Genomic DNA, 12307 nt, shown 5'->3' on the forward strand with positions numbered 1-12307 from the left:
TCGTATGCCTTTTGGAGTGCTATTATTCCCTAGTCTATCGTACGTATATCCTCAATTGGCCAGTAGATGATGCTAGTCTTGCCCAGCACCTCATCAAATGGTACAGTGCCAATGTGGCGGCTATCCTTGCTGAAACGGCGATTATCGCCCATGACGAAAAGATGGCCTTCAGGAACAGTCTCCCTGCCGATCTTCTCTTCCAGTGTGAATGGATCTGTCAGCGGTCCATCAATCACTTGTTCTTTATATTCTTCCAAGTATGGTTCTTCGTATGCTTTCCCATTCACATACAGCGTATCATTTTTATATTCTACTTTATCGCCTGGAAGGCCGATTACTCTTTTTATGTAATCTTTGTTCTCGGGTGCATGAAAGACGATGATATCGAATCTTTCTGGCTCCCCAATTTTATAGCTGAGCTTGTTAACGATCATCCGGTCCTGGTCATGGAGCGTAGGCATCATGGATAATCCGTCTACCACTATTGGAGCAAATAAAAAGTATCGAATAACTGCTGCCAGCACGACAGCAATCAGGAGTGCCTTCGTCCATTCCCATAGTTCATTCTTCTTTTTCTCGGCCATTCTTTTCCCACCATTCCGATATAAATGTTGTTTGAGTACATAACTTTATTTTACATAAGTCAGACAAGATAAACACGATGGGCGATAATTTTTTAAAATAAATTTAATAAAGCTCTTTTTCGAAAACTTTGTTCTAGGTACGACCAAAGTAAAAACCGGCACCTGGTTTTTACGAGTATGTATGCCACACTAATTTAAGCGCTCCTTGAAAAGAGCCCATATGCGGTTTCATTTTATTAGCATTTCGCCAGGAAAAGAAACTGAATGAAAAAGGAGCTTGGCTAGGCAAGCTCCTTTTTGACATTCATTCTTATCGAATTTCTTTGATACGAGCTTTCTTACCACGCAGGTTACGCAGGTAGTAAAGTTTCGCACGGCGGACTTTACCGCGGCGGATAACTTCAAGCTTCGCAATTTTTGGTGTGTGAACAGGGAAAGTACGCTCTACGCCTACTCCGTAAGAAACTTTACGTACTGTAAAAGTTTCGCTGATTCCACCGCCACGACGCTTAATCACTACACCTTCAAACAACTGGATACGTTCGCGAGTTCCTTCAACAACCTTAACGTGTACACGTACAGTGTCACCAGGACGGAAAGATGGAAGATCAGTGCGAAGTTGTGCTTTTGTGATTTCTTCGATTAATTGTTGCATCGTATTCAACTCCTCCCACGAATGCTCTTGCACACTTTCATTGCAGCGGAACATTGTTATAAGTGGCATTCAGCACGTTTGCTTTTAGCCACAAGAAGTATCTTAACATAAACAGGGCCTGACTGCAATATTATTCATTCATTTTTATCAGTTCATCAAGCCATTTTTTTTGCTGTTCTGTCAGCTCTGCCTCATCAAAAAGATCTGGCCTGCGCTGCAGGGTTCTTCTTAAGCTCTCCTTTGTCCGCCACTCATCGATCAACTTATGGTTGCCAGAGACCAGAACATCCGGCACCTTCAATCCGCGGAAGTCTGCCGGTCTTGTATAATGGGGGTGCTCAAGCAGACCAGTGCTGAAAGAATCCTGGATATGGGACTCTTCGCTGCCAAGTACACCTGGAAGCAGGCGCACGACACTGTCGATGACAACCATCGCGCCAAGCTCCCCACCGGTCAGGACATAATCTCCGATTGAAATCTCGTCAGTGATGACATGTTCCCGAATTCGCTCATCATACCCCTCATAATGGCCGCAAATAAAAATCAAATGATCTTCCTTTGCCAGCTCTTCCGCTTTCCTCTGCGTATACCGTTCACCCTGAGGGCACATAAGGATTACCCTTGGAGAAGTGCTTTTTGCGCGCTCCTTTAAATTGGATACGGCATCGAAAATCGGCTGAGGCTTTAACACCATGCCAGCACCGCCGCCATATGGATAGTCATCCACTGTCTGGTGCTTGTTATCGGCAAAGTCACGGAAATTGACGACATTGTACCCGGCAGCTCCTTTTTCAGCAGCCTTTTTCAAGATTGAAGAGCCAAACACACCCTCAAACATTTCTGGAAAAATAGACAGGACATCGATGTTCATCATGAAAGCAGCCCTTCCATTGGCTCAATTTCAATAATCTTTTCCTTGATGTCTACCTTTTTCACGATGTCCTCGATATATGGAATCAGGAGTTCCTTGCCATTTGCTCCCTTAACAACCCAGACATCATTTGCACCCGGAGTGAGGATTTCAATTACCTTGCCAAGTTCTTCACCGTCAGTCGTTACCATGTTGCAGCCAATAATATCCTGGAAATAAAATTCGCCTTCCGCAAGGATGCCGCGCTGTGTCTCTGGAACCTTAAGGATGCCGCCCTTCATTTTCTCTACCTGATTGACATTGTCGAAGCCTTCAAATGTCAGCAGGTTGAAATTCTTATGGGTCCTATGGCTTTTCACTACCAATTCCTCCGGCTCCTTTGAACCGGGCATGAATAAGAATAGAGTATTCCCTATCTTATACCGTTCCTCTGGAAAGTCAGTCCTTGATATCACTCTAACTTCCCCGCGGATGCCATGTGTATTAACAATCTTTCCGACATTAAAATACTTTTCCATTTTCCAATCACCTCTCGCGTATTTCGGCCACGATACCATCTTTCACAATAATAGTCTTTCCTGAAAGAAACTCATCCCATTGGTCGCCAACACCAACCTCGACAATCCCTTGCAGCTCCGTTTCTTTAATTTCACTCCCAAGCGGAAGAATATGTAGTTGTTCTATTTGAAAATCCAGGAGCTTGATTTTTTCTTTATGGACTTTAATTTCTTGCTCAAAATGCTTCTTCAATGTTTCAGGCGGAAACTTCCTGGATTTTTCGAGCTTCTTCAATTCAAATCTCAATTGATCGCATTCCTTCTGCAGCTGGAGCTTTCTGGAGTGATATTTTTGGTGGATTCTTTCCTTGCTCTCTTCTGTCAGTACCTGTTTGACAACGATTGTTTGCAGTACCTTCAAAGCATTTCCTCCTTAAAGCAAAGCTGGCAAAACATTCTTTATGGCTGCACCAATGCTTTTATACTTATGACTTGTTCCGGACACTCTGTTTATTAAGAAACATGAAATTATTGGGGCACCATTTTTCCAACCAGTCATTTCGTTCTTCTTAGAACGGTTATTTTGGTTTCGTGTTCATACAGGCTTTATTGAGACACTTTTTTCGACCAGCCATTTGGTTTCGTGTTCTAATAACCCGTATTAAGACACTTTTTTCAAACGGACATCTAGTTTCGTGTTCCAATTACCTGTATTGAGACACTTTTTTCGACCAGCCATTTGATTTTGTGTTCTAATAACCCGTATTGAGACACTTTTTTCAAACGGTCATCTAGTTTCGTGTTCCAATTACCTGTATTAAGGACACTTTTTTCGACCAGCCATTTGATTTTGTGTTCCAATAACCCGTATTGAGACACATTTTCTATCCTAGTATTCTCTTTCATTGAATCACTCACTCTAATGAATAAGTCGTTAACTAAAACTGCCAGAACACCAATATAACTCTGTGCTCTACGGTAATTCATTATACCTTAATTCTCTGGAAATAGAAAAAAGGAGGGTTACCCCTCCCTTTTTAGTACAATCAACTATAGAATTTTCTATACCCTGCTTGCGCAGATGATTGTTATTCGACGATTTCCAAGAAAATCTTCTTTTGCTGTGATGAGCCTGCTGCATAGACTACTGTTCGAATCGCCTTTGCAACGCGTCCCTGCTTACCAATTACTTTGCCCATATCACTTTTGTTAACGGAAAGCTTATAGGTCACGCGCTGATCCTCTTCATGTTCATTTACATGGACATCTTCAGGAAAATCAACAAGTGGCTTCACGATCGTCTCGATTAATTCTTTCATGGGCATGTCCACAATTACTTGCTAAGCTTTGAGTTGTGGAATTTTTCCATGATACCTTGCTTAGAGAACAAGTTACGCACTGTATCAGATGGTTTTGCACCGTCGTTCAACCACTTAAGAACCAACTCTTCGTTAAGTTCAACCTTTGCTGGTTGTGCAACCGGGTTGTAAGTTCCTACAGACTCGATGAAACGGCCGTCACGTGGTGAACGTGAATCAGCTACTACGATACGATAGAAAGGAGACTTTTTAGCTCCCATACGCTTTAAACGAATTTTTACTGCCATTTTAAATAAGCACCTCCGAATAGTTTCACACAAGATAGAATAATACCAAATTGAAAACAGCTTGTAAAGGGTTTTTTCTTTACAGACTGAAAATACCTGAAATTACAAGTTAAAAAGGGTTGAACGGCATCTTGAAACCGCCCTTTTTCTTGCCTTTTTGCTGCATGTTCGTCATCTGCTTCATCATCTTTTTCATGTCTTCGAATTGCTTGAGCAGACGGTTAACTTCCTGGATGGATGTACCGCTTCCCTTCGCGATCCGTTTCCGCCTGTTGGCGTTGATGATTTCCGGATGAGTCTTTTCGTTGGCTGTCATTGACTGAATGATCGCCTCAACATGCGAGATTTGCTTCTCATCGATTTGAAGATTGTTCATGCCCTTGATCTTATTCGCACCCGGCATCATTTTCAGGATTTCATCCAATGGCCCCATCTTCTTCACCTGACCAAGCTGGTCCAGGAAGTCATCAAGGGTAAATGATGCTGTGCGCATTTTTTTCTCGAGCTCTTTCGCTTTTTCTTCATCGACGTTTGCCTGAGCTTTTTCAATCAGCGTCAGGACGTCACCCATGCCCAGGATCCTTGAAGCCATCCTTTCTGGGTGGAATGCTTCGAGAGCATCAAGCTTTTCACCAAGACCAACAAACTTGATAGGAGTATTGGTAACAGCGCGGATTGACAGCGCGGCACCACCTCGTGTATCACCGTCAAGCTTTGTCAGGACGACACCAGTCAAGCCTAGCTGTTCATTGAAGCTCTGGGCAACATTGACGGCATCCTGACCTGTCATCGCATCGACGACAAGGAAGATTTCATCAGGCTTTGAAAGCTCTTTGATCTGCTTAAGCTCATCCATCAAGTTTTCGTCCACATGAAGACGGCCCGCAGTATCGATCAGGACATAATCATTGTGGTCTTCCTTCGCCTTGGCAATTGCCTGCTTAGCAATTTCAACTGGGCTGACCTGGTCTCCAAGTGAGAAAACCGGCATGCTCAATTGCTTGCCAAGCGTTTCCAGCTGCTTGATGGCAGCAGGACGATAGATATCCGCCGCTACAAGCAAAGGCTTTCGGTTATATTTTTTGCGCAGAAGATTGGCAAGCTTTCCAGTAGTAGTTGTCTTACCTGCACCTTGAAGTCCGACCATCATGATGACTGTCGGCGGTCGATTGGAGGCAGCGATCTTGCTTTGCTCTCCGCCCATCAGCTCGGTAAGTTCTTCTTTAACAACCTTAATGACCTGCTGTCCTGGAGTCAGACTCTTAACAACTTCTTGGCCGATTGCCCTTTCAGTGACTTTTTTGACAAAGTCTTTAACAACTTTAAAGTTAACGTCAGCCTCTAGAAGAGCCAGACGGACCTCTCGCATCATTTCTTTTACATCCGCTTCGGAGACCTTGCCTTTTCCGCGAATCTTTTGCATCGTATTTTGCAGTCGGTCGGCCAATCCTTCAAATGCCATATCATGTGCCTCCCTAGTCTAATTTCTCAAGCTCGGCTATCATTTCAATTAAAGTACGGCTGTTCTCTTCATTGCCCGCAAGCTCTTTCATTTTAGAAATCAGCTCGATTCTTCTCTGGAATTTATCGAACAACAACAGCTTCTCTTCATACTCCTCGAGCATCGCTTCCGTACGTTTGATGTTGTCGTATACAGCCTGCCGGCTAACATCATACTCTTCAGCAATCTCCCCGAGGGAATAGTCATCAAGATAGTATAAAGCCATATAACTGCTTTGTTTTGGAGTCAGCAATGCCTGATAAAAGTCATACAAATAATTCATGCGGTTCGTTTTCTCAAGCATTTCGATTCCCCCATGTTAAGTGAAATACCTTTACATTAAGAGTTTACACACGATCATCTTCCCTGTCAAGAAAAGTTCTTTACACCAATTTGCTGGTATATCAAGATTCTTCCGCAGCTTCCTCTTCCTCGATCAGGTCAGCAAACAGTCCATAAACATACCTTTCAGCGTCAAATTCCTGAAGGTCATCCATTTTTTCTCCCAGCCCTACAAATTTTACCGGAATGTTCAGCTCATTGCGGATTGCAAGTACAATTCCGCCCTTAGCCGTTCCATCAAGTTTTGTAAGGACAATACCGCTTACGTCAGTTGCTTCTTTGAATGTTTTAGCCTGGATCAACGCGTTCTGTCCAGTAGTGGCATCAAGCACTAGAAGTACTTCATGAGGAGCTCCCGGCACCTCACGTTCTATGACACGCTTTACCTTTTCAAGCTCTTTCATTAGGTTTACCTTGTTTTGCAATCTGCCGGCTGTATCACAGATCAGGATATCAGCCTTTCTTGACTTCGCAGACTGGACGGCATCATACATGACAGCTGCCGGATCAGACCCTTCAGCCTGCTTGATGACATCGACACCAACGCGCTCACCCCAGACTTCAAGCTGCTCGATTGCACCTGCACGGAATGTATCTCCTGCAGCAAGCAGGACATTCTTCCCTTCATTCTTGAATTTATGGGCTAATTTGCCGATGGTTGTAGTTTTGCCGACACCATTGACACCTACGAACAAAATGACTGTCAACTCGTCTTCCTGAATGTTGAGCTGGAAAGAGTCATCATCAGACCCGTTCTCATAGATCTCAACGAGCTTCTCGGAGATAACCCCCTGGACTTCTTTTGTGTCCTGGATGTTTCGGCGCTTGACCTCTTTTTTCAGCTCCTCGATTAATTCCATTACTGTTTCAAAGCCAACGTCTGCCTGAATCAAAATTTCTTCAAGCTCTTCGAAAAATTCCTCATCTACTTTACGATAGCGCGAAACAAGGTCATTTACTTTATTGGAGAAGTTATCCCTTGTTTTGGTCAAGCCATCTTTAAATTTCTCTGTGACAGTCTCAGTCTGTGTCGTGAACTTTTCTTTTAATTTCTTAAAAAAACTCATGGTTCCATCGCCTTCCTGCTTTATTTCAATTAAAACCCTGCTCCGCTACGAGAATTTACCAGATGCAGCCTCTATCTCCTCGAGCCCGGAACAAGGTGCTTGCAATTTTTAACTTTTCACTAGTTCTTTCGAATCTTCAAGCCTTACGGATACCAGCTTGGAGACTCCTGACTCCTGCATGGTTACACCATAAAGGACATCCGCTTCCTCCATGGTACCTTTACGGTGAGTAATGACGATAAATTGAGTTTCTTCACGGTATTTCTTCAGGTATTGAGCGAAACGGTATACATTGGCTTCATCCAATGCAGCTTCCACCTCATCCAGAATACAGAATGGTACTGGACGAACCTTCAAAATGGAGAACAGCAGGGCAATCGCGGTCAACGCCCGCTCACCGCCAGATAATAATCCAAGGTTTTGCAGCTTCTTTCCAGGTGGCTGGGCAACTATTTCAACCCCGGTGTTCAACAGGTCATCTGGCTGTGTCAGCCGCAGGTCCGCTCGGCCGCCCCCGAATAAAGCCTGGAACACAGACTCGAAGTGTGAGCGGATCGCAGTGAAAGTCTGTTCAAAGCGCTTTTTCATTTCATGGTCCATTTCCCCGATGACAAGGAATAATGTGTCCTTTGCTTCCTGGAGATCATTCTTCTGCTCCAGAAGGAATTCATAACGCTCTGAGACACGGTCGTATTCTTCAATTGCGCCAAGGTTCACCGTTCCCAGTTCCTCAATCGCCATTTTGATCAGCTTTACTTTTCTCCTTGCCTCATCGGCCGGGATTGTCAGCGGATATTGTTCCTTCGCCGCTTCATATGAAAGCAGATATTCCTCTCTTAGATGAGCAAGCTTATTATCCAGTTCGACATCAAGCCTGTTCAGTTTTACCTCCTCATCCTTAAGCACTTCGTTAATGCCCTTGAGAAGTCTCCTTAGCTCCTTTGACTCCAACTCCTGGTCCTCTAGCTTATTTTGAAGCTCAAGGCGCTCATTCCTGCGTGAAGAAATCAGCTTAAGCGTTTCATTTTTGTCCTGCAGCTTTCTTTTTGCCGCTTCTTCCAGTTGGGTTTCCCCGGATGAACTATCGGTCATTTCGGAGGAAAGAAGAGATAGATCTTCTTTCAGGATATCCAATTTTCTGGATTGCTCATCTGACTGTAAAACTGCAGAACCCAGCTTTTCCTTTACATGGGAGAGCTGTTCTTTCTTGGATGCCAGGTTGATTTTCAGATCACTGATTTCAGAAATCAGCGTATCCTTGGAAGTAGAGTTAGAGTTCTTCAGCTTCGTCAGGCGTTCTATTTCTTTATCGAATTGAACAAGATCCTGATGGAACTTAGCCAATAAACCATCGAGTTCAACTAATCTGGATTCTAGCTTTTCCTTGTCTGAGTCGAGCTGGGTCTTTTCAGAATCGTATACCGATAAACGTTCATTGATATTTTTCTGCTCCAGCTCCACTTCCCGCAGGTCACCCTTCAAGCTCTGCTGCTTAAAGCGAAGCTCTTCCCCTGCTTTCCGCAGTGCCTCCAGCCTTATTTCACTGTTTTGTGTTTCAGCCTTCAATGATTTCACTTTCGATTCAAGCAGGCTTGTCTTTTCTTCCATTTCTGCTAGCTTATTTGTTAAATCCTCTAATTCGCCCTTACGGCTGAGCAATGAACTCGATTTCTGTTTTACTGCTCCCCCAGTCATCGACCCACCGGTGTTCACCACATCCCCATCAAGTGTGACGATTCGGCTGCGGTATTGAAGCAGTTTGGCAATTTCATTTGCCCCTTTTAAATCCCTGGCAATCACTACATTGCCAAGCAAGCTTTTTACGACTTCAGCATACTTTTGATCATATTGAATCAGATCGGCAGCAGTGCCAATATATGCACTGTTATCCGCAAGAAGTGCGAGCTGTGAAGAAGCCAGATATTTCCCTTTGATGATGCTTAGCGGGAGGAATGTAGCCCTGCCGAATGATTTTTGCTTCAGGAACTGGATTGCAGCTCTCGCATTCTCTTCATTCTGGACAACAATATGCTGCATCGCCCCGCCAAGAGCTGTTTCAATCGCCGTTTCATATTGTTTAGGAACATGGATTAATTCAGCAATCGCACCTTCTATACCATGAAGACGGGTATCCCTGGCCTTCAGCACTTCCTTTACGCCTTGGAAAAAGCCCGAATAATCCTCTTCCATTTCTTCAAGCATTTCTTTTTTTGATTTAGCTTGCTGCAGGTACTGATATGCCTGATACAGTGTTTTCTCTTGCTTCTCGTAGTTATTCCTTAAGGATTCAAGCTTCTTCTGTTCTTCAAAAAAGATTCTAGCCTGCTCCTCCAACTCCTGCTGTGAAGACGCAACCTTTTTCTCTATTTCCGCTTTTCTCTCATTGATTTCATCTCGAATTGAGACAAAGCGATCATTGTCATTGTCCAGCCTCGAACCTTTGGCTGCTTGCTGCTGCAGCTGTTGCTCAATATAAATCTTCTCATTTTTGGCGCCGGCCTGTTCGTTCAGCACCTCGATGTAGTCACTTTTTATTGAATCGATTTTATGCTCGACATCTTCGCTGTAAAGCTTTAACTGCTCCTGCTTCTGTTGAAGCTCTTTCTGGAGAGCAGAAGCTTCTGCCGCCAATACAGAAACAGATTCTTCATACTCGGCCTTCTGGTTTTCCAGCAGTGCAACAGAAGAGGTCAGCTCCTCAATATTCTTTTCGAGCTGCCCTTTGTTTTGCGATGCATTCTTTTTTCGTTCCTTGAGAACCTCTCTTCTGCCTTCCAGCTTTTCAAGCTCCTCGCTGGCATGCAGGAGCACGTTCTGCAAATCGCTGACCGATTCATCCAGCGCGGCAAGCTGGTCCCTCATTTTTTCTATTTCCGCTTCTTTTTTCTGAAGGACGGCAGATTGTTTGATTTCATCTTCTTTATGCTGTTCAAGCTGCCTGGACAGCTGCTCCCATCGGCCATGGAAATCTTCAATCTCAAAAGCAGTCAGCGCTACTTCTATCTGTTCTAGCTCTTCTTTTTGCTGTAGATAATCCTTTGCAATCGAAGCCTGGATTTTCAGCGGCTCTACCTGACCTTCTAGTTCATGGATGATGTCCGTTACCCGATTTAAATTCTCCTGCGTTTCAAAAAGCTTGCTTTCCGCTTTCTTCTTGCGGGATTTATATTTAAGAACACCCGCAGCTTCCTCAAATATCGTCCTGCGGTCCTCAGGCTTGCTGTTGAGGATTTCCTCAACCCTGCCCTGGCTGATAATGGAGAAAGCTTCACGGCCAAGGCCGGAATCCATGAACAAATCAACAATATCCTTAAGTCGGCAATTCTGTTTGTTGATTAAATATTCACTGTCACCTGAACGGTAGACACGACGGGTTACGCTCACTTCATTGTAATCCAGCGGCAAGGATTGATCTTCGTTATCGAGGGTTAATGTTACTTCTGCAAAATTCAGCGGCTTCCGCGAATCACTTCCGGCAAAGATGATATCTTCCATTTTTGCCCCGCGGAGCGACTTGGCTGATTGTTCCCCCAGAACCCAGCGGATGGAATCAGTTATATTGCTTTTCCCACTTCCATTGGGCCCTACCACAGCAGTCACACCTGGAACGAATTCTACTGAAATCCTCTCGGCAAACGATTTAAATCCGACCACATCTAATCGTTTTAAAAACAATATGGCTCTCCCTTTCCAGTTAAACTATTTCTCTAAGATGACTGTTTATATTGCTCTTTACCTTATTGCTTTTTATCGTCCGTTTCCAAATTGGCTTCCATATGGGACTTCAATTTTTCCAGTGCCATCTGGGCAGCATGCTGCTCTGCTTCCTTCTTCGAGCGTCCTGTTCCTGTCCCTAATTCTTGCCCATTAAGGTAGACACGTGACTCGAATTCCCGGCTGTGTGCAGGACCAATCTCTTTCATAATCCGGTATTCAAGCGAGCCGACACCGTCCCGCTGTACGAGTTCTTGAAGCTGGCTTTTAAAATCCATCACATGAGAAAAAGCACCGGTATTGATTTTTGGAAACACAATTTCTTCTAGGAATGTAGTGACTGTTTCAATTCCTTTATCAAGATATAAGGCACCGATGAAAGCCTCGAATACATCTGCCAAAAGGGCAGGCCTTGTTCTTCCGCCTGTCATTTCTTCTCCCTTGCCAAGCAAAACAAGTTCACCAAAGGATAGCTCATTCGCAAAGGCCACAAGCGATGGCTCACAAACTACAGCCGCGCGCAGCTTAGTAAGCTCTCCCTCGCTCATCATCGGATACTTCTTATATAAGAATTGGGATACAGTCAGTTCCAAAACAGCGTCACCAAGAAACTCCAGCCTCTCATTATCTTCATGAGGCTTTCTGCGATGCTCATTCACATAGGATGAATGTGTAAATGCCTGTTTTAACAGTTTATCACTATCAAATTGAATCCCAATTTTGTCCTGGAATTCTTTGAATTTCTGCTCCTTTGCGCGGATATTCTTTTTGTCTCTTTCTCTTCCATTGTTGCGCATGATTTATTCCACCTTGCTCATAATTTAAAGCTGTTATTAAATGATTCGCAGGCATTATTGCTCGTGCCGTTTGCAAATCAATACAGACTACTAACAGTTTACAAAAAATAACGCCAATAAAGCAAAAAAACTTGGCCAATTCCAGCAGATTACTTTTTAGGATTACTATCCTAAAGCTTAAATAACTTTTCAAGAGCCTAATTTACACCGGTATAAATTGAACAAGACCTTTTTTACAGAAGAAAGCCCCGTTTATAAAAACGGAGCTTCTCAGTAAATCGAACAATTACTTTTGGCTATTTATGTAGTTAACAGCGTCACCAACTGTACCGATTTTTTCAGCATCATCATCAGAAATTTCCATGTCGAACTCATCTTCTAATTCCATTACCAATTCAACAACATCAAGGGAATCAGCACCAAGATCATCTTTAAAAGATGCTTCTAAAGTTACTTGAGATTCATCTACTCCCAAACGGTCAACAATAATTTTTGTTACGCGTTCTAAAACGTCTGCCATGCTTGTTCACCTCCCCTCAAGCCATTATAGTTGATTTTAATTAATTAATAAATGGCTGTAATCATTTTTTAATCTTAGACCCTCTTATATTGGACTTGATTATAACAGAGCCTGTTTTTCAGGGCAAAATTGTAGAATCCTATTGGATTGGAA

At 43.5% G+C, this 12307-nt stretch carries 14 protein-coding genes; all 14 read right to left on the reverse strand.

The genetic code is table 11. The features are described from left to right. Positions 1-29 precede the first annotated feature (29 nt). The 14 genes from lepB to J7E35_RS04165 all read right to left on the reverse strand — a co-directional run bounded on the left by lepB (position 30) and on the right by J7E35_RS04165 (position 12154). Positions 30-584 (reverse strand): signal peptidase I, encoded by a 555-nt coding sequence (gene lepB, locus J7E35_RS04100; protein WP_214777201.1) that lies wholly within the window; start codon positions 582-584, stop codon positions 30-32. A gap of 310 nt (positions 585-894) precedes the next feature. Further along, the gene (gene rplS / locus J7E35_RS04105; RefSeq protein WP_079508409.1) at positions 895-1239 is read right to left on the reverse strand and encodes a 50S ribosomal protein L19; all 345 of its coding nucleotides are present in this window, start codon (positions 1237-1239) and stop codon (positions 895-897) included. Positions 1240-1369: 130 nt separating this feature from the next. Continuing rightward, entirely contained in the window at positions 1370-2110 is a 741-nt protein-coding gene (gene trmD / locus J7E35_RS04110) for a tRNA (guanosine(37)-N1)-methyltransferase TrmD (protein WP_214777720.1), read from the reverse strand. Then, positions 2110-2628 (reverse strand): ribosome maturation factor RimM, encoded by a 519-nt coding sequence (rimM, locus tag J7E35_RS04115; RefSeq protein ID WP_214777203.1) that lies wholly within the window; start codon positions 2626-2628, stop codon positions 2110-2112. Before rimM ends, trmD begins: the two co-directional genes overlap by 1 nt. Positions 2629-2635: 7 nt before the next feature. Next, positions 2636-3028, reverse strand: a complete 393-nt coding sequence (locus J7E35_RS04120; protein WP_214777205.1) for a YlqD family protein — start codon at positions 3026-3028, stop codon at positions 2636-2638. Positions 3029-3294: 266 nt separating this feature from the next. Then, positions 3295-3513 carry a hypothetical protein gene (locus J7E35_RS04125; protein WP_214777206.1) on the reverse strand — a complete coding sequence of 73 codons (219 nt, stop codon included), beginning with the start codon at positions 3511-3513 and terminating at the stop codon, positions 3295-3297. 182 nt (positions 3514-3695) lie between these two features. Next, on the reverse strand, positions 3696-3926 hold the full coding sequence (locus J7E35_RS04130) for a KH domain-containing protein (RefSeq protein WP_023614919.1): 231 nt from the start codon (positions 3924-3926) through the stop codon (positions 3696-3698). Between the two features lie 14 nt (positions 3927-3940). Then, entirely contained in the window at positions 3941-4213 is a 273-nt protein-coding gene (gene rpsP, locus J7E35_RS04135) for a 30S ribosomal protein S16 (RefSeq protein WP_167831772.1), read from the reverse strand. 109 nt (positions 4214-4322) lie between these two features. Continuing rightward, positions 4323-5675 (reverse strand): signal recognition particle protein, encoded by a 1353-nt coding sequence (ffh, locus tag J7E35_RS04140; protein ID WP_214777208.1) that lies wholly within the window; start codon positions 5673-5675, stop codon positions 4323-4325. 13 nt (positions 5676-5688) lie between these two features. Next, on the reverse strand, positions 5689-6018 hold the full coding sequence (locus J7E35_RS04145) for a putative DNA-binding protein (protein WP_214777210.1): 330 nt from the start codon (positions 6016-6018) through the stop codon (positions 5689-5691). Between the two features lie 100 nt (positions 6019-6118). Then, entirely contained in the window at positions 6119-7123 is a 1005-nt protein-coding gene (ftsY, locus tag J7E35_RS04150) for a signal recognition particle-docking protein FtsY (RefSeq protein ID WP_214777212.1), read from the reverse strand. Between the two features lie 108 nt (positions 7124-7231). After that, on the reverse strand, positions 7232-10798 hold the full coding sequence (smc, locus tag J7E35_RS04155; protein WP_214777213.1) for a chromosome segregation protein SMC: 3567 nt from the start codon (positions 10796-10798) through the stop codon (positions 7232-7234). A 62-nt stretch (positions 10799-10860) separates the two neighbouring features. Next, positions 10861-11634 (reverse strand): ribonuclease III, encoded by a 774-nt coding sequence (gene rnc / locus J7E35_RS04160; protein WP_214777215.1) that lies wholly within the window; start codon positions 11632-11634, stop codon positions 10861-10863. Between the two features lie 286 nt (positions 11635-11920). After that, positions 11921-12154, reverse strand: coding sequence for an acyl carrier protein (locus J7E35_RS04165; RefSeq protein WP_167831778.1), 234 nt, complete (start codon positions 12152-12154; stop codon positions 11921-11923). Between the last annotated feature and the right edge of the window lie 153 nt (positions 12155-12307).

The sequence above is a fragment of the Bacillus sp. ISL-45 genome (genome assembly GCF_018613195.1).
GTDB lineage: Bacteria > Bacillota > Bacilli > Bacillales > Cytobacillaceae > Mesobacillus.